Source organism: Mycobacterium sp. 852002-51613_SCH5001154, from assembly GCF_001667425.1.
Taxonomy (GTDB): Bacteria; Actinomycetota; Actinomycetes; order Mycobacteriales; family Mycobacteriaceae; genus Mycobacterium.
In genome coordinates, this window is sequence record NZ_LZII01000068.1 from 61,117 (window position 1) to 82,282 (window position 21,166).

1 protein-coding gene is annotated in these 21,166 nt (G+C 69.5%); it reads left to right on the forward strand.

Annotated features, from left to right (window positions below):
* Positions 1-51: 51 nt before the first annotated feature.
* Positions 52-21,166 (forward strand): non-ribosomal peptide synthetase (locus tag A5750_RS18705; protein WP_082959148.1); only part of this gene is annotated, 21,115 nt, incomplete at its 3' end.

The window sequence follows — 21,166 nt, forward strand, 5'->3', positions numbered from 1 at the left end:
GTCTAGACGGTCTAGGTATGAAGGAGTCGGGAAGGCTTTCGGGGGGATTTAGTGGAATTCGGTGACCGTGCACTACCGCTGACGCGGGCGCAGCTGGATATCTGGCTCGCACAGCAAACGGGTCACTTCGATGTGGCGTGGCAGCTCGGCGTGCTCGTGCGGATCGAGGGCCCCGTCGACCGCGCTCTGCTCGAGCAGGCCATGCGTCACGTGGTAGGTGAGGCCGAAAGCATCCGGACGGGCTTCTTCGAGGTAGACGGCCAGGTTTTTCAGAAGTCGATCGACGACCCCGATGTCGAGCTGGCCTTCTACGACCTGAGCGACTCGCCCGATCCCGAGCACGAGGTCCGGGAGAGGACGTCGGCGATTCAACGGACTCCGATGCCGCTCACCGGTCCGATGATCAACTTCTACTTGTTCCAAACGGCGCCCGATGAGTACTACTGGTTCACCTGCTGTCACCACATAGCCATCGACGGGCTGGGCATAGCCCTGCTGGGCCGCCGAATCGCGGCCGTCTATTCCGCGCTTGCCTCCGGTGCGGCCATATCTCCCGCCTTCTTCGGCACGTTGCGCGACCTGGTCGCCAGCGAGTCGGGGTACGCGGCATCCGCCGATTACATCTCGGATCAGGCCTATTGGGCCGAGCACCTCCCGGCGGCGAGCGAATCCGAATATCGGTTGACCCAAGCCGCCAGCGCGCGGGATCCGTATGCGCCCTCTGCGCCGGTCCAATTGGATTCGTCGGTGGTCGGCTCGATCAAACAGCTGGCCAAGGCGTTGGGCGTCCGCCGATCATCGATCCTCACCGCCGCCTGCGCGCTCCTGGTCCGCGGATTTCGCACTGACAATTCGGACGAAGTGGTGCTCGATTTCCCGGTCAGCCGCCGACTGGATCCGGAGTCGAAGACGCATCCGGGAATGCTCGCCGGGGTTGTGCCGCTGGTGCTGAATGCGCCGCCGACGGCCACGGTCGCCGACTTTCTTCAGCAGGTCGATACACGCTCACGAGAAGCGCTGCGGCATCAGCGGTTCCCTGTGCACATGCTTGGCGGCGACGGCGGCTTCCGTGGTGCTCCGCAGGCGTCCAACCGGGTAGTCGTCAACTTCGTCCCGGCCAGATTGACCCTCAGCCTTGCGGGTGTACCGGCGACCGCGACTTACACCACGTTCGGTCCGGTCGGCCACTTCGGGCTGTTCTTCCTCGGGTTCGGCGACCAGCAATACCTGAGCACGGTAGGGGTCGGACAACCCTTCTCGAACTTCGACGTCTCGGATTTGGCCGGGCGGCTGCAGGAGCTGCTGGTGGCGATGGCGGCTGATCCCTCGCGGCCGTTGTCGTCGGTGGATGTGCTCGACAGCGACGAGTGTGCCCGGTTGGACGGATTTAGCAATCGGGCGGTTCTGACTGGGCCGGCGCCAAGGTCGGTTTCCGTGCCGTCGTTGTTCGCCGGGCAGGCGGCACGCCTGCCCGGGGCGGTCGCGGTGTCGTGTGGTGGATTGTCGGTGTCGTATCGGGAGTTGGATGCGGCGTCGAATCGGTTGGCGAATTTTTTGGTGGCCCAGGGTGTGGGGCCCGGGTGCACGGTGGCGCTGTTGTTGTCGCGGTCGGCCGGGGCGGTCGCGGCGATGCTGGCGGTGCTCAAGACCGGGGCGGCCTACCTGCCGATCGATCCTTCTTCGCCGGATAGCCGGATCGGGTTCCTGGTGGCCGATGCCGCGCCGGTGGCGGTGCTCACCACCGCCGAGCTGGCCGGGCGGTTGGCCGGTCGTGGGGTGGCGGTGATCGATGTTAATGATCGGCTCCTTGACACCTTGCCCGACACCGCCTTGCCCGAGCCGGATGCCGAGGGGCTGGCGTATGTGATTTACACCTCGGGCACTACGGGTGTGCCCAAAGGTGTTGGGGTGACGCATCATAACGTGACGCAGTTGATCGGCTCGCTGGATGCCGGGTTGCCGGCGCCGGGGGTGTGGTCGCATGCGCATTCGTTGGCGTTCGACGTGTCGGTGTGGGAGATTTTTGCGCCGCTTTTGCGTGGTGGACGGGTGGTGGTGGTCGACGACGACACCGCGCGTTCACCGGAGGATTTGCACGCGGTGTTGGTCGCCGAGGGTGTGACGGTCTTGACGCAGACGCCGTCGGCGGTGGCGATGCTGGATCCCGCTGGCCTGGATTCGGTGGCGTTGGTGATGGCCGGGGAGGCCTGTCCGCCCGAGGTGGTGGATCGCTGGGCGCCGGGGCGGGTGATGGTCAACGCCTATGGGCCGACCGAGACCACGATGTGTGTGGCGATCAGCGCCCCACTGCAGCCCGGGTCGGGGGTGCCCCCGATCGGGTCCCCGGTGCCCGGGGCGGGGTTGTTTGTGCTGGATGGATGGTTGCGGCCGGCGCCGGTCGGGGTGGTCGGGGAGTTGTATGTGGCCGGGGCTGGGGTGGGCGTCGGCTATCTGGGTCGTGCCGGGCTGACGGGGGCGCGGTTTGTGGCGTGTCCGTTCGGCGGGCCCGGGCAGCGGATGTATCGGACCGGGGACCTGGCGTGCTGGGGTGCTGACGGTCAGCTGCGCTATCTGGGTCGGGCCGATGAGCAGGTCAAGATCCGCGGTTATCGCATCGAGTTGGGTGAAATCCAGGCCGCACTGGGTGCTTTGGATGGGGTGGGGCAGGCGGTGGTGATCGCCCGTGAGGATCGCCCCGGGGATAAGCGGTTGGTCGGTTATGTCACCGGGACCGCCGATGCGGCGCAGCTGCGGGCGCGGCTTTCGGAGCGGTTGCCGGCGTTCATGGTGCCCGCGGCCATCGTGGTCCTTCCGGCGTTGCCGTTGACCGCCAACGGCAAGCTGGACACCCGCGCGCTACCGGCGCCGGAATACCAGGCCGGCGCTTACCGCGCCCCGAATAGCCCCACCGAAGAGATCCTGGCCGCCATCTACGCCGAGGTCCTCGGTGTCGACCGCGTCGGCATCGACGACTCCTTCTTCGAACTCGGCGGCGACAGTATCTCGGCCCTGCAGGTGGTGTCGCGAGCGCGGGCGGCCGGCTTGACGTGCCGTCCCCGGGATGTCTTCGTCGAACAGACGGTTGCCCGCCTGGCCCGCGTGGTCGGGGCGATCGACGGCGAGGCCGGCGTGATCGACGAGGGCCTCGGCCCCGTCGTCGCCACCCCGATCATGCGGTGGCTGCAAGGCGTTAGCGGCCCCACCGATCAGTTCAACCAGACGATGGTGCTGCAGGCGCCCGCCGGAGTGACCGAGGCCGACGTGGTGTCCGTGTTGCAGGCCCTGCTGGATCGGCACGCCATGCTGCGGCTGCGCGTCGAGGGCGACGAGCGATCGTTGCGGGTGCCCGAGCCCGGCTCGGTGGACGCGGCCGGCTGCCTGCGATCCGTGGACGCGTTGTCCGATGAGGCGCTGGTGGAGGCGCGGTCGCGGCTCAACCCCGCCACCGGGACCATGCTGAGCGCGCTCTGGGTCGGTCCCACCCGCCAGCTGGCGATGATCGTCCACCATCTGGCCATCGACGGGGTTTCCTGGCGAATCCTGTTGGAGGACTCGAACATCGCCTGGGCGCAGCACCGGGGCGGTCAGCCGGCGGCGCTGCCGACGGGTGGCACGTCGTTCGCCCGATGGGCCACGCTGCTCGGCGAGCATGCGCACCGCCCGGAGGTTATCGAACAGGCCGATGCCTGGACGCGAATCGCGGCGACCCCGTCTTCGCTACCGGCGATACGGCCCGACACCGACACCTACGCCACCGCCGGGCACCTGTCGGCGTCCCTGGACGTCGAGACCACCCGCACACTGCTCGGCGAGGCGCCAGCGGCGTTTCACGCTGGCGTGCAAGACATTCTGTTGATCGCGTTCGCGTTGGCATGGGCGGAGTTCTTCAGCGATGCCGCGGGGCCGATCGGCATCGACGTCGAAGGTCACGGCCGGCACGAGGAACTCGCGCCGGATGTGGACCTGTCGCGTACGGTCGGCTGGTTCACCACCAAATACCCGGTGTCACTGACGGCCGGTGGGCTGGACTGGGCGCAGGTGCTGGCCGGCGAGCCGGCGCTGGGGGCGGTGATCAAAGAGGCCAAGGAACAGCTCCGCGCCGTGCCGCACCCGCTGACGTACGGCGCGCTGCGCTACCTGAACGGTGACGTGGAGCTGGACGGCGGCGACCCGACGATCGGGTTCAACTATCTCGGTCGCCTGATCGCCGGCCACGAGCTGTCCGACGAGTTGTGGCGGCTGCACCCGGAGAGCCTGTCCGTGACCGCTGCCGCCGCGGCGATCCCGATGTCGTTGGCGCACACCGTCGAACTCAACGCCGGCACCGTCGACACCGACGCCGGCCCGCAGCTGCACGCCAACTGGACCTGGGCGCCGTCGGCCCTCGACGAAGCGCAGATCTCCCGGCTGAGCCAACTGTGGTTCGACGCGTTGTCCGGCATCTGCGCGCACGTGCGAGCCGGTGGCGGCGGGCTGACGCCGTCGGACATCGCGCCCGCCCGGCTGAGCCAACCGCAGATCGACGAGCTGCATCGGCGGTACGAACCCGCCGACATCCTGCCGCTGACCCCGCTGCAGCAGGGTCTGCTCTTCCATTCCAGCACCGCGCAAGGCAGCGACGACATGTACGCGGTGCAGCTGGATTTCACGCTCACCGGCCCCCTCGACCCCGACCGCCTGCACGACGCGGTGCGCACGGTGATCAACCGGCATCCCCACCTGGCGGCCCGGTTCTACGAGCGCTTCGAGGAGCCGGTGCAGATCATTCCGGCCACTCCGGTGGTGGCCTGGCGCTACGTCGAGCTCGATACCGAGGAGCAGATCGAGCGGCTGTGCGCCGACGAACGCGCCGCGGTCTGCGACCTGGCCGGCCAGCCGCCCTTCCGGGTGGCGTTGGTGCGCAACGGGATCGACCGGCACCGGCTGGTGCTGACCAACCACCACATCGTGCTCGACGGCTGGTCACTGCCGATCCTGCTGCGTGAAGTCTTCACGAGCTACTACGGTGAGCCGCTCGCCGCGGCCGCGCGCTACCGCACCTTCGTCACCTGGCTGGCCGATCGGGACCTCGAAGCCGCCCGCGCGGCCTGGGCCCGGGTGCTCGCCGACTTCGAAACGCCCACACTGGTCGGCCCGAAGGACCGATTGGGACGAGGGCGGCGCGGATCGGGATCGTTCCGCGTGGCCGAGGAAACCACCCGAGCCCTCACCGAACTCGCGCGCTCGTGCCAGACCACCGTCAGCACCGTCCTGCAGGGCGCCTGGGCGTTGCTGCTGACGTCGCTGACCGGCCAACCGGACGTCGTCTTCGGCACCCCCCGGTCGCGCGTGGGCCAACTCGAAGTGGCCGGCGCCGAATCGATGGTGGGGCTGCTGATCAACACCGTGCCCGTGCGCGCCGACATCACCGCGACGACCACCACCGCGGACCTGCTGCGGCAGTTGCAGGACACCAACAACGACACGCTTGAGCATCAACACCTGGCGCTCAGCGACATTCATCGCCTCACCGGCCACGAGCAGCTCTTCGACACCCTGTTCGTCTACGAGAACTACCCGATCGGCGACGGCATGGAATTGGGCCCCGACGGGCTGGCCATCGCCGGGTTCACCAATCGCGAGTACAACCACTACCCGCTGACGATGGAGGCCCTCCCGGGCCGCGAGCTCGGCCTGCACGTCGAGTTCGACGCCGACGTGTTCGACGCCGCAAGCGTCGAGGCGCTGGTCGAACGGTTCCGGCGCGTGTTGGTGGCAATGACTTCCGATCCCGCGCGCCGGCTGTCGTCCGTGGAGCTGCTGGATCGCGGCGAGCGCGAACTGGTGCTGTCGCAATTCTCCGGCGCGGGTGTCGCCGCGCCGGTGGGGGTGGCGCCGGAGTTGTTGGCGGCCGCGGTGGCGGCCGACCCGGGCGCGGTGGCGGTGGTCGACGGCGACCGGCATTTGTCGTACGGCGAACTCGACGAGTGGTCAACCCGCTTGGCGCGCAAACTGATCGGCGCGGGTGTGGGCCCGGAGCGCGCCGTGGGTGTGGCGATGGACCGCGGGGCCGACTTGGTGGTTGCCTTTTGGGCGACGGTCAAGGCCGGCGGCGTGCATGCACCGGTGGACCTGGACCATCCGGTGGAGCGGATCGCCGCTGTGCTGGACGCCGCGGGCGCGATGTGCGTGTTGACCTGCGACACAGACGAAGTGCCCGGGGCCGGCACGCGGCCGGTGCTACGGATCGACGGCCTTGACCTATCCGGGCAGTCCGACGTGCCGATCACCGACGCCGATCGATTGGCGCCGCTGACCGCGCACGACACCGCGTACGTGATTTTCACGTCCGGGTCGACCGGCGTCCCCAAAGGGGTGGTGTTGAGCCACGCGGGACTGCTGGGATGGGCTGCGGCGCAACGTGATTCGTCCGGATTGGATGCGGACACGCGGGTACTGATGGTGGCCTCGCCGACCTTCGACGCGTCGGTCGGCGAGATGCTGCTGGCGGCGGCGTCCGGGGCGGCGCTGGTGGTGGCTCCGCCGCAGGTGTACGCCGGGGAACCACTGACCGCCCTGCTGCAGAGCCGGCACGTCAACGCGGCGTTCCTGACCCCGACGGTGCTCTCGTCGCTGGATCCCGCCCGGCTGAACGAGTTTGACAAGCTGATGATCGGCGGCGAGGCGTTCCCGGCAGAGCTGGCGGCCGCCTGGGCGCCGGGCCGGCGCATGTTGAACGTTTACGGCCCGACCGAAACCACCATCTGGATCACCACTGCGCCGCTGTCGGCCGAGGGTCCGGTCCGCATCGGCACCCCCGTGCCGGGCGTGTGCGCCGTGGTGCTCGACGCCTGGCTGAACCCGGCACCGATCGGCGTCGTGGGCGAGCTGTATGTGAGCGGGCCGGCGCTGGCGCACGGCTACATGGGTCGGGCCGACCTGACCGCGGAACGATTCGTGGCCAACCCATTTGGCGGCGCCGGCGAGCGGATGTATCGCACCGGCGACCTGGTGCGCTGGACCCGCGACGGCGTGCTGGACTTTGTCGGTCGCGCCGACGCCCAGATCAAGTTGCGCGGCCAGCGTATCGAACTGGGCGAGATCGAAAACACCTTGCTGGCCTGCCCGCACGTGACCCAGGCCGCTGTCACGGTGCACGACACCGGCACCGGTTCCCATCTGGTCGCCTACGTCACCCTCGACCACAACACCAGCGCCGACCACGACGCGGAAAACGTCGAAGAGTGGCAACACCTGTACGACGAGTTGTACAGCCCCGATGCCGGGTCGGAGTTCGGCATGGACTTCCGCGGTTGGAACAGCAGCTACACCGGCGACCCGATCCCGCTCGAGGAGATGATCGAGTGGCGGGCCGCCACGGTGGATCGGATCATGGCGTTGCGGCCGCGGCGCGTGCTGGAGATCGGCGTCGGCTCGGGATTGCTGTTGTCACAGATCGCCCCGCAGTGCGATCAGTATGTGGCCACCGACTTTTCGCCGGTGGCGATCGAAAAGCTGGCCCGCTCGCTGGAGCAGTTGCAGTTCGGATGGCGCGATCGCGTGGAGCTGCTGACCCAGCCCGCCCACGTCAAAGACCAACTGCCACGGGGGCACTTCGACACCATCATTCTCAACTCGGTCGTCCAGTATTTCCCCAACGCGGGATATCTGGCCGAGGTCATCGACAACGCGATGGAGCTGCTGGCCCCCGGCGGGGCGATGTTCATCGGTGACGTGCGTAACCACACCCTGCAGCCCGCGTTCCAAACCGGAATCGCGCTGGCGCGCAGCGGCGCCGACGCCACCGACGCGTCCGACATCCGGCAGCGTGTTCGCCATGCCATGCTCGGCGAGACCGAATTGCTCTTGGCCCCGGAGTTCTTCACCACCTGGGCGGTCAACAGCCCGTCGGCGGACGGGCTCGACATCCAAGTCAAACGCGGATTCGCCGACAACGAACTGAACCGGTACCGCTACGACGTCGCTATCCACAAAGCGCCCGCACGCGCGCGCTCGGTGGCCGCCGCGCCCACCTGGTCGTGGACCGAGTGCGGGGGCCCGGACGGGCTGCGCGGCGAACTGGCGGCGCTACGTCCCGCCGTCGTCCGTATCACTGAGATCCCCCAGGCCGGAGTGATCGCCGACGTCCGCGTCGAAACCGCGCTCGCAGCGGGGTTGCCCGTGGCCGATGCGCTCACCCAAGCGGGCTCCGACGCCGGCCCCGGCGCCGCCGTCGCCGAAGAACTGCATCGCATCGGTGATTCCACCGGTTATCGCGTCGCGGTCACCTGGGGGACCCAACCGGGCACGCTCAGCGCGGTTTTCGTCGACGCCGCCGACCAGCCCGCCGAGCCCCTGATCGACCTCTACCTGCTCCCGGCCGGGACGCGCCAGCGCACGAGCCACGCCAATGACCCCCGCACCAACACCAAGATCGGCGAGGTGCGCGAGCGGTTGAGCGCGTGGCTGCCCGAGTACATGGTGCCGACGCACATCGTGGCGCTCGAGGAGTTCCCGCTGACCGCCTCGGGCAAGCTCGACCGAAAGGCCCTGCCCCCACCGGATTACCAGGACGTGGACCGCTACCGCGCGCCGGCGACCGCCGTCGAAGAGATCCTCGTCGGCATCTACGGCCAGGTGCTCGGGCTGGAGCGAGTCGGCGTCGACGACTCGTTCTTCGACCTGGGTGGGGATTCGCTGTCGGCGATGCGCCTGATCGCGGCGGTCAACACCAGCCTGAACGCGGACCTCGGGGTGCGGGCCGTCTTCGACGCGCCCACAGTCGCCGAGCTGGTGCTCCTCATCGGTGACGAAGCCAACCGGCCGGAGCCGCTGGTGGCGGGGGAGCGCCCCGCGGTGATTCCGCTGTCGTTCGCCCAGAGCCGGCTGTGGTTCATCGACCAGTTCCAAGGCCCCTCACCGATTTACGACGTCACTGTCGCATTGAAGCTGCGCGGTCACCTGAACGCCGACGCGCTTGGTGCCGCCCTGGCCGACGTCGTGGGCCGCCACGAAAGCCTGCGCACGGTGTTTGCCGCAACCGACGGCGTCCCGCAGCAGGTCGTGGTTCCCGCCGAGCGGATCGGCTTTGCCTGCGACGTCGTCGATGCCCGCGGGTGGCCCGAAGACCGGCTCCGTGAGCGTATGGCGGCGGCGGCGCGGTACACCTTTGACCTGGCGAACGAAAGCCCCTTGCACACCGAGCTTTTCACCGTCAGCGACGACACCCACATGCTGGTGGTCGCGGTACACCACATCGCCGCCGACGGCTGGTCGATCACTCCATTCGCGCGTGACCTCGGGGTGGCATACGCCAGCCGTTGCGCGGGGCATGCCCCCGACTGGACGCCGCTGCCCGTGCAGTATGTCGACTACACGCTATGGCAGCGCGCGCATCTCGGCGACGTGGACGATAGCGACAGCCGCATCTCTGCCCAACTGAACTTCTGGGCGGACGCCCTGGCCGGGCTGCCCGAACGCCTGCAACTGCCCACCGATCGGCCCTACCCCCAGGTCGCCGACCACCGCGGCGCCCGCCTGGCGGTGGACTGGCCGGCGGAACTGCAGCACCAGATCCGCCGGCTAGCGCGCGAGCACAACGCGACCAGCTTCATGGTGATTCAGGCCGCGTTCGCCGCGCTGCTCGCCAAGCTCGGCGCCGGCGACGATGTGGCAGTGGGCTTCCCGATCGCCGGGCGATCCGAGCCCGCGCTCGACGAGCTGATCGGGTTCTTCGTCAATACCTTGGTGTTGCGGGTCGACGTGGCCGGGAACCCGACGTTCGCGGAGCTGCTGGCCCAGGTGCGACGGCGCAGCCTGGCCGCTTTCGAACACCAGGACGTGCCGTTCGAACTGCTGGTGGAGCGGCTCAATCCCACCAGGAGCCTGACCCATCACCCGTTGATTCAGGTGCTGCTGGGTTGGGAGAACTTCCCCGGGGAGGTGACCGCACCCGCGGGCGGTCTGGCCCTGGGGGATCTGCAGGTCACGCCAATGCCGGTGCACACCAACACCGCTCGCATGGATCTGACCTTCTCCCTGGCCGAACGCTGGACCGAGTCCGGGCAGCGCGCCGGCATCGCGGTGACGGCGGAGTATCGCACCGACATCTTCGAAGGCAAGACCGTCGAGGGATTGATCGAGCGGTTACAGCGGCTGTTGACGGCGGTCACCGCCGAGCCCGAGCGCCGGTTGTCGTCCGTGGACCTGCTCGACGCGGGCGAGCATGCCCGGCTTCAGGAGTGGGGCAATGCGGGTGTGCTGGCCCGGCCGGTGACGCCCGCGTCGATCGCGGCGTTGTTCGCCGCGCAGGCGGCCCGCACGCCCGGCGCGGTGGCACTGGTCTGCGAGGGCCGGTCCATGACGTACCGGGAGCTGGACCAGGCGGCCAACCGGTTGGCGCATCTACTGAGGCGCAACGGCGCCCGCCCGGGTGAGCGTGTCGCGCTGCTGTTTTCGCGTTCGGCCGAGGCGATCGTGGCGATACTGGCCGCGCTCAAGTCCGGGGCGGCCTATCTGCCGATCGACCCGGCGCTGCCGGCGACCCGGATGGAGTTCATGCTCACCGACGCCGCGCCGATCGCCGCGCTCACCACCGCGGCGCTGGCCGACCGGCTGGACGGGTTCGACCTCGCGGTCATCGACGTCCAGGACCCCGCCGTCGCCGACCAACCGACCACGGCCCCGCCGGCGCCCGCCCCCGACGACCTTGCCCACATCATCTACACGTCCGGCACCACCGGGGTGCCCAAAGGCGTTGCGGTAACGCAAAACAACGTCGCCCAACTCTTCGACTCGCTGCAGATCGGCGTCGAGTTGTCGCCGGAGCAAGTGTGGACGCAGTTCCACTCGTACGCCTTCGACTTCTCGGTCTGGGAGATCTGGGGCGCGCTGCTGCACGGCGGGCGGCTGGTCGTGGTGCCCGAATCGGTGGCGCGCTCACCGGAAGAATTCCACGCCCTACTGGTCGGTGAGCGCGTCACCGTGCTCACCCAGACCCCGTCCGCGGTCGGAATGCTTCCGACCCACGGTCTGGATGCGACCGCGCTCGTGATCGGCGCCGAGCCCTGCCCGCCCGAACTGGTGGATCGCTGGGCGCCGGGGCGGGTGATGGTAAACGTCTACGGCCCAACCGAAACCACGATGTGGGCGTGCAAGAGCACACCGCTGCAAGCCGGATCGGGCTTCCCGCCGATCGGCTCCCCGGTCACGCGGGCCGCCTTCTTCGTGCTGGACGAGTGGCTGCGGCCGGTGCCGGCCGGCGTGGTCGGCGAACTGTATCTGGCCGGCGACGGCGTCGGCGTCGGATACTGGCGCCGGTCCGCGTTGACCGCGGCGCGCTTCATGGCCTGCCCGTTCGGCCCGCCTGGAAGCCGCATGTACCGCACCGGCGACCTGGTGTGTTGGGGCCCCGACGGGCAACTGCGCTACCTGGGCCGCGCCGACGAGCAGGTCAAGGTCCGCGGCTACCGTATCGAGCTGGGCGAAATCCAAGCGGCGCTAAGCGCTTTGAGCGGCGTGGAGCAGGCGGTGGTCGTCGCCCGCGAGGACCGCCCCGGCGACAAACGCCTGGTGGGTTACGTCACCGGGACGGTGGACGTCGCCAAGGCCCGTTCCGCGCTCGCCGAGCGACTCCCCGCGTACATGGTCCCGGCGGCGGTCGTCCCGCTGCCGGCGCTGCCCATGACGGTTAACGGCAAGCTCGACACCCGCGCCCTGCCGGCACCGGATTACCGAGACATCGACAGCTACCGCGCGCCCACCACCGCGGTCGAAGAGATCCTGGCCGGCATCTACGCCGATGTGCTCGGCGTAGAGCGCGTCGGGGTCGACGACTCGTTCTTCGATCTCGGCGGCGATTCACTGTCCACGATGCGCCTGATCTCGGCGATCAACTCCTCGCTGGATACCGATCTGCCGGTGCGCGTCGTGTTCGAGGCGCCGACCGTCGCGCAGTTGGCGCCCCGCATCGACGAGGGCGCGGGCCGCCTGCGGCCGCTGGTAGCCGCCGAGCGCCCGGCGGTGGTCCCGTTGTCCTTCGCCCAGAGCCGGTTGTGGTTCATCCAGCAGCTGCAGGGGCCGTCGCCCATCTACAACATGGCCGCCGCGTTGCGGCTGGGCGGTCGACTCGACACCGACGCGCTGCGTGCGGCGGTGGCCGATGTGGTGCGCCGCCACGAGAGCCTGCGCACGCTGTTCCCCGCCAGCGAGGGAACGCCTCAGCAATTGGTTGTTCCCGCCGAGCAGGTCGATTTCGGCTGGGACATCGTCGGCGCCACCGGCTTCTCGGCCGGTGAGCTGGACGAGGCCATCGAAACGGCGACGCGCTACACATTCGACCTGGCGGCCGAAACCCCGCTGCGGGCCAAGCTTTTCACCCTCGACGAGCAGGAGCACCTGCTGGTCATCGTGGTGCACCACATCGCCGCGGACGGCTTGTCGCTCACCCCGTTGGCCACGGATCTCAGTGTGGCGTACACCAGCCGCGCCTCAGGGCGGGCGCCCGGTTGGGCCGACCTGCCGGTGCAGTACGTCGACTACACGCTCTGGCAACGCGCGCAACTCGGTGAACTCGACGACAGCGACAGCCCCATCGCGGCCCAGCTGTCCTACTGGCAGGACGCCCTGGCGGGCATGCCCGAGCGGTTGGAGCTGCCGACCGACCGGCCCTACCCACCCGTCGCCGATCAGCGCGGCTCGAGCGTGGTCGTGGACTGGCCGGCGGAGCTGCAACACCAGGTTCGCCGGGTGGCCCGCGAACACAACGCGACCACCTTCATGGTGGTGCAGGCCGCGCTGGCGGTGCTCTTGTCGAAAATCACTGCCAGCCGGGATGTTTCGGTCGGCTTCCCGATCGCCGGGCGTCGCGACCGCGCGCTCGACCAGCTCGTCGGCTTCTTCGTCAACACGTTGGTGCTGCGGGTCGATCTGGCCGGCGACCCCAGCTTCACCGAACTGTTGGCACGGGTTCAGGCGCGCAGCTTGGAGGCCTTCGAGCACCAGGACGTGCCGTTCGAGCTGCTGGTGGAGCGGCTCAACCCGACCCGGAGCCTGACCCATCACCCGCTGGTGCAGGTGATGCTGGCCTGGCAGAACTTCGCCGGCCACGACGATCCGGCCGCCGGTCTGGCGTTGGGGGACCTCGAGGTCACCTCGGTGCCCGTCGACACCGATTCGGCCCGAATGGATTTGGTGTTTTCACTGGCCGAACGCTGGAACGAGACCGGCGAGGCCGCCGGAATCGGTGGGCGCGTCGAATTCCGCACCGACGTGTTCGACGCCGAGACCATCGAGGCGCTGATCGCGCGGCTGCAGGCGGTGTTGGTGGCCATGACCGCTGACCCCGCCCAGGCGTTGTCGTCGGTGGATGTGCTCGATGACGCTGAGCGTGCCCGGTTGGAAGCGTTTGGAAATACGGCGGTTTTGACGGGACCGGTGGGTGTGCCGGCGTCGGTGCCGGAGATGTTCGCCGCGCAGGTGTCCACCGCACCGCACGCGGTGGCGCTGGTGTGCGAGGGCGTATCGACGACCTACGGCGAGTTGGACGAGGCGTCGAACCGGCTGGCGCACCTGTTGGTGGCGCACGGTGCGGGTCCGGGCCAGGTTGTGGCGCTCCTGTTTTCGCGGTCGGCCGAGGCGGTCGCGGCGATGCTGGCGGTGCTCAAGACCGGGGCGGCCTACCTGCCGATCGATCCTTCTTCGCCGGATAGCCGGATCGGGTTCCTGGTGGCCGATGCCGCGCCGGTGGCGGTGCTCACCACCGCCGAGCTGGCCGGGCGGTTGGCCGGTCGTGGGGTGGCGGTGATCGATGTTAATGATCGGCTCCTTGACACCTTGCCCGACACCGCCTTGCCCGAGCCGGATGCCGAGGGGCTGGCGTATGTGATTTACACCTCGGGCACTACGGGTGTGCCCAAAGGTGTTGGGGTGACGCATCATAACGTGACGCAGTTGATCGGCTCGCTGGATGCCGGGTTGCCGGCGCCGGGGGTGTGGTCGCATGCGCATTCGTTGGCGTTCGACGTGTCGGTGTGGGAGATTTTTGCGCCGCTTTTGCGTGGTGGACGGGTGGTGGTGGTCGACGACGACACCGCGCGTTCACCGGAGGATTTGCACGCGGTGTTGGTCGCCGAGGGTGTGACGGTCTTGACGCAGACGCCGTCGGCGGTGGCGATGCTGGATCCCGCTGGCCTGGATTCGGTGGCGTTGGTGATGGCCGGGGAGGCCTGCCCGCCCGAGGTGGTGGATCGCTGGGCGCCGGGGCGGGTGATGGTCAACGCCTATGGGCCGACCGAGACCACGATGTGTGTGGCGATCAGCGCCCCACTGCAGCCCGGGTCGGGGGTGCCCCCGATCGGGTCCCCGGTGCCCGGGGCGGGGTTGTTTGTGCTGGATGGATGGTTGCGGCCGGCGCCGGTCGGGGTGGTCGGGGAGTTGTATGTGGCCGGGGCTGGGGTGGGCGTCGGCTATCTGGGTCGTGCCGGGCTGACCGGGGCGCGGTTTGTGGCGTGTCCGTTCGGCGGGCCCGGGCAGCGGATGTATCGGACCGGGGACCTGGCGTGCTGGGGTGCTGACGGTCAGCTGCGCTATCTGGGTCGGGCCGATGAGCAGGTCAAGATCCGCGGTTATCGCATCGAGTTGGGTGAAATCCAGGCCGCACTGGGTGCTTTGGATGGGGTGGGGCAGGCGGTGGTGATCGCCCGTGAGGATCGCCCCGGGGATAAGCGGTTGGTCGGTTATGTCACCGGGACCGCCGATGCGGCGCAGCTGCGGGCGCGGCTTTCGGAGCGGTTGCCGGCGTTCATGGTGCCCGCGGCCATCGTGGTCCTTCAGGCGTTGCCGTTGACCGCCAACGGCAAGCTGGACACCCGCGCGCTACCGGCGCCGGAATACCAGGCCGGCGCTTACCGCGCCCCGAATAGCCCCACCGAAGAGATCCTGGCCGCCATCTACGCCGAGGTCCTCGGTGTCGACCGCGTCGGCATCGACGACTCCTTCTTCGAACTCGGCGGCGACAGCATCTCGGCGATGGGCCTGATCTCCGCGATCAACAGCAACCTGAACGTCGGCCTCCCGGTGCGGGTCGTGTTCGAGGCGCCCACCGTGGCCCAGCTGGCACTGCGGATCGGGGAGGGCACCAGCGGGCTCGAGCCGTTGGTGGCCGCCGAGCGGCCCGCCGTGGTGCCGCTGTCTTTCGCGCAGAACCGGTTGTGGTTCCTGGACCAATTGCAGGGCCCGTCACCGGTTTACAACATGGCGGCGGCGCTGCGGCTGAGCGGGCCGCTGGACGCCGGGGCGCTGGGTGCGGCGCTGGGCGACGTGGTGGCCCGCCACGAGAGCCTGCGCACCCTGATCGCCGCGCCCGAGGGAATGCCCCAGCAGCTGGTGACCCCCGTCAACCAGGCCGACTTCGGGTGGGAGATCGTCGACGCCAGCGGCTGGTCCGCCGGCCAACTCGACGAGGCCATCGGCGACACCGCTCGCTACACCTTCGACCTGGCGGCCGAAATCCCCCTGCGCGCAGAGCTTTTCCGCATCACCGAAGACGAGCACGTTTTGGTGGCCGTGGTCCACCACATCGCCGCCGACGGGATGTCGATCACCCCGCTGGTCCGCGATCTGGGCATGGCCTATGCGAGCCGGTGTGCCGGGCACGCCCCCGGCTGGGCGCCGCTGGCCGTGCAATACATCGATTACACACTCTGGCAGCGCGCCCAGTTCGGCGATCTCGACGACGACGAGAGTCCCATCGCCGACCAGCTGGCCTACTGGGAAGAGGCCCTGGCCGGGATGCCCGACCGGGTGCCGCTGCCCACCGATCGGCCCTACCCGCTGGTGGCCGATCAGCGCGGCGCCACCGTCGAAATCGATTGGCCCACCGAGCTTCAGCAGCGAGTCGGCGAGGTGGCCCGCAGGCACAACGCGACCAGCTTCATGGTGGTGCAGACCGCCTTGGCGGTGCTGCTCTCCAGAATCAGCGCCAGTCCCGATGTGGCAGTGGGCTTCCCGATCGCCGGCCGGCGCGATCCCGCGCTCGACGAATTGGTCGGCTTCTTCGTCAACACCCTGGTGTTGCGTGTCGACGTGGCCGGCGACCCCACCTTCGCCGACCTGCTGTCCCAGGTGCGGCAACGCAGCCTGGCCGCCTACGAACACCAAGACGTGCCCTTCGAGGTGCTGGTCGAACGGCTCAACCCGACCCGGAGCCTGACCCACCACCCCCTGGTGCAGGTCATGCTGGCCTGGCAGAACTTCGCCGGGCAAGGCGGTGGCCCCGTCGGCGGGCTGGCCCTGGGCGACGTCGAGATCACGCCGATGCCGGTGGACACCCAGACCGCCCGCATGGACCTGACCTTCTCGCTGGCCGAGCGCTGGAGCGAGGCCGGTGAGCCCGCCGGGATCGGCGGGACGGTGGAATTCCGCACCGACGTTTACGACGCGGGCAGCATCCTGGCGCTCGTCGGACGGTTGCAACGGGTGTTGACGGCCATGACCGTCGACCCCACCCGGGCGTTGTCATCGGTGGATCTGCTCGACGAGGCCGAGCATGCCCGCCTCGACGAGATTGGAAACCGGGCTGCGCTGGGGCGGCCGGTGGCCGCGCCGGTGTCCATTCCGGCGCTGTTCGCCGCGCAGGTGGCCCGCACCCCGGAGGCCGTGGCATTGGTGTGCGCCGGCCGGTCCATGACCTATCGCGAGCTGGACGAGGCCGCAAACCGGTTGGCGCACGTGTTGGCCGGCCGCGGCGCGGGGCCGGGACAGTCTGTCGCCCTGCTGTTTTCGCGTTCGGCGGAGGCGATCGTCGCGATCCTGGCGGCGCTCAAGTCCGGGGCGGCCTATCTGCCGATCGACCCGGCGCTGCCGGAGTCCCGCATCGGATTCGTGCTCTCCGACGCCGCGCCGATGGCCGTCATCACCACCGCCGACCTGGCCGACCGGCTCATCGGTCACGACGTCCCCGTCATCGACATCAACGACCCTGGCCTCGCCGCCCAGCCCGGCACGGCACCGACGGCGCCGGGCCCGGAGGACCTCGCCTACCTCATCTACACCTCCGGCACGACCGGTGTCCCCAAGGGCGTGGCGGTCACCCACCAGAACGCGACCCAACTGCTGGCGCGCATGGACACCGGCCTGCCGCGCGCCGGGGTGTGGTCGCAGTGGCATTCACTGGCCTTCGACGTCTCGGTTCACGAGATCTTCGGCGCGCTCCTGCACGGCGGGCGGCTGGTGGTGGTGCCCGAGTCGGTGGCGCGCTCGCCGGAAGACTTGCACGCACTGCTGGTGGACGAACGGGTCAGCGTGTTGAGCCAGACCCCGTCGGCCGCCGCGATGTTGTCGCCCGAGGGGCTGGAGTCGGCCACGCTGGTGGTGGCCGGCGAGGCGTGCCCGGCCGAGCTGGTCGACCGCTGGGGACCGGGTCGCGCGATGATCAACGCCTACGGCCCGACCGAGGCCACGGTGTACGCGGCGGTCAGCGAGCCCCTGACGGCGGCATCCGTCGAGTCAGGCGTGGTGCCGATCGGGTCGCCGGTGCCCGGCGGCGCGTTGTTCGTCCTCGACGGGCGGCTGCGCCCGGTGCCCGTTGGTGTGATCGGCGAGCTGTACGTGGCCGGTGCCGGTGTGGCCTGCGGATATTGGCAGCGGTCGGGTCTGACCGCGTCGCGGTTCGTGGCTTGCCCGTTCGGCGGAGCCGGCACCCGCATGTACCGCACCGGGGACCTGGTGCGCTGGCGCGCCGACGGGCAGCTCGACTACCTCGGCCGCGCCGACGAGCAGGTCAAGATCCGCGGTTATCGCATCGAGCTCGGCGAGGTGCGGGCGGCGCTGGCGTGGCTGGATGGGGTGGAGCAGGCGGTGGTCATCGCCCGCGAGGACCGCCCCGGTGATAAGCGCCTGGTCGCCTACGTCACCGGGACGGCCGATCCGGCCGGGGTTCGCGCCGCGCTGGCCGAGCGGGTGCCGGCGTACATGATCCCCGCCGCCGTGGTGGTGCTCGACGCGCTCCCGCTCACGCCCAACGGCAAGCTCGACACCCGCGCGCTGCCCGCACCGGAGTACTCCGACGGCGACCAATACCGCGCCCCGGACAACGCCGTCGAGGAGATACTCGCCGGCATCTACGCCCAGGTGCTGGGGCTCGACCGCGTCGGCGTCGACGACTCCTTCTTCGACCTCGGCGGCGACAGCATCTCGTCGATGCAGGTGGTGACGCGGGCGCGCGCCGCCGGGCTGATCTGCCGGACGCGCGACATCTTCGTCGAGCAGACCGTTGCCCGGCTGGCGCGGGTGGCCGAGGTCGCCGACGCCGGCACCGACGTGGCCGACGAGGGCGTGGGGCCGGTGACCGCCACGCCGATCATGCATTGGCTGCAAAGCGTAGAAAGGGCAGGCGGGCCGGTCGGCCAGTTCAACCAGACCATGTTGGTGCAGGCCCCCGCCGGGGTGGGCGAGACCGACGTGCTGGTGGTGCTGCAGGCATTGCTCGACCGGCACGGCATGCTGCGCCTGCGAGTCGGCGACGGATGGTCGCTGACGGTACCTGAGCCCGGTTCGGTGGACGCCCGCGACTGCCTGCATACCGTGGCCGAGTTGTCCGACGCCGCGCTGGTCGAGGCGCGGTCGCGGTTGAACCCGGCGGCCGGGGTGATGCTGAGCGCGCTGTGGGCCACCTCCACCGGCCAGCTGGTGGTGATCATCCACCACTTGGCCGTCGATGGAGTGTCCTGGCGAATCCTGTTGGAGGACTTGAATATTGCCTGGGCCCAGCACCGCCTGGGCCAGCCGGTGGCCTTACCGGTAACGGGCACGTCATTCGCCCGGTGGGCGTCGCAGCTGGCCGAGTGCGCGAGCCACCCGGACGTGGTGGACCAACTGGGCACCTGGCAGCACGTGGCGGCCACCCCCGCAGCGCTGCCCGCGGTGCGGCCCGAGGCGGACACCTTCGCCACCGCCGGGCATCTCTCGGTGGAACTGGATGCCGAGACCACCGGCATGCTGCTCGGTCAGGTGCCGGCGGCTTTCCACGCCGGCGTCCAGGACATCCTGCTGATCTCGTTCGTCCTGGCGGTGACGGAATTCCTGGGCACCGGCGGGGCGCCGATCGGCATCGACGTGGAGGGCCACGGCCGCAACGAGGACCTGGGCCGCGACCTCGACCTGTCCCACACCGTGGGGTGGTTCACCGCCAAGTACCCGGTGTCTCTGGCCACGGGTGAATTGCTCTGGGCGCAAGTCGTTTCCGGAGACCCGGCGTTGGGCGCGGTGCTCAAGGACGCCAAGGAGCAACTGCGCGCCCTTCCGGATTCGCTGACCTACGGGTTGCTGCGCTACCTCAACGCCGACGCCGACCTTGACAGTCCCGACCCGACGATCGGGTTCAATTATCTTGGGCGCCAAGGCGGATCGGTTGAGCTCTCCGAGGAGATGTGGCGACCCGTGCAGGGGTCGGTCACCGCGGCCGCCGCGGCGATACCCATGCCGCTGATGCACACGCTGGAGCTCAACGCGGCCACCGTCGACTCCGAGGCCGGCCCCCGGCTGCACGCCAATTGGACGTGGGCGCCGTCGACGCTGGACGAGGACCGAGTCACGCGGCTGAGCCGGCTGTGGTTCGAGGCCCTGGCCGGAATCTGCGCCCACGTGCGTTCCGGTGGCGGCGGTTTGACGCCGTCGGACGTCGCGCCCGCTCGCCTGAGCCAGAAGCAGATCGACCAGCTGCAGCGGCAATGCCACATCGCCGACGTGCTACCGCTGACCCCGGTGCAGCAGGGGCTGCTGTTCCACGCCAACACCGTGCAGGGGGCCGGACAGGATTCCGGCGACCTCTACGCGGGACAGCTCGACATCACGGTCAGCGGCCCGCTCGACCCTGACCGCCTGCGTGACGCCGTGCACGCGATGGTCAAGCGGCATCCGAACCTGGTGGCCCGATTCTTCGACCAGTTCGACGAGCCGGTGCAGGTCATCGCCACCGATCCGGCGGCGGCCTGGCAGTACCTGGAACTGGACGGCGACCCCGACATCGAGGAGCGGGTGGCGCGGCTCTGCGCCGCCGAGCGCGCCGCCGTGTGCGACCTTGCCAACCAGCCGCCCTTCCGGGTGGCCTTGATCCGCACGGCGCCGGACCGGCACCGGCTGGTGCTGACCAACCACCACATCGTCCTCGACGGCTGGTCGATGCCGATCCTGCTCCGCGAGATCTTCGCCGGCTACTACGGCCAGCGACTGCCCGCGGCCGCTCCCTACCGCGGCTTCGTCAGCTGGCTGGCCGCCCGCGACCGCGACGCCGCCCGCGCCGCCTGGGGCGAGGTGTTCGCCGGCTTCGACGCCCCGGCCTTGGTCGGTCGCCAGGACAGGCTCCAGCCGGGGGAGCAAGGCGTTCAGACGTTCGGGCTGCCGGCCGACCTCACCCGGGCCGTCGGCGAGCTGGCCCGCTCGTGCCACACCACCGTCAACACGGTGCTGCAGGCGTGCTACGCCCAACTGTTGTGCTGGCTGACCGGTCAGCACGACGTCGCGTTCGGCACCACGGTCTCGGGCAGGCCGGCCGAGGTCCCCGGTGCGGACTCGATGGTCGGCCTGTTGATCAACACGGTGCCGGTGCGGGCGAACATCACCCCGACGACCACCGCCGCCGACCTGCTCGAGCAGCTGCAGGCCGCCTACAACCACACCCTCGACCATCAGCACTTGGCGCTCAACGAGATTCACCGCATCGCCGGTCAGGACAAGCTGTTCGACACCCTGTTCGCCTTCGAGAACTATCCGATCGACGCCGCGGCGCTGGCGGGTGACCAGGAGCTGTCCATCACCGACATCGCCAGCCGGGAATCCACCCACTACCCGCTGACGATTCAGGCCCAGCCGGGACACGAACTGCGCCTGCGCGTCGAATACGACACCGACGTTTTCGACACGGACGCCATCGGGACGCTGATCGAGCGGCTGCGCCGGGTGCTGGTGGCCATGACCACCGACCCGGGGCGGCGGCTGTCGGCGACGGACGCGCTGGACGCCGACGAACACCGCAGGCTGGACGAATTCGGCAACCGCGCGGCGCTGTCCCAGCCGTGGGCCCCGGCGTCGATTCCGGGGTTGTTCGCGGCGCAGGTGGTGCGTGCGCCGGGGGCGGTGGCGGTGCGGTGTGCGGGTCGTTCGTTGTCGTATCGGGAGTTGGATGAGGCGT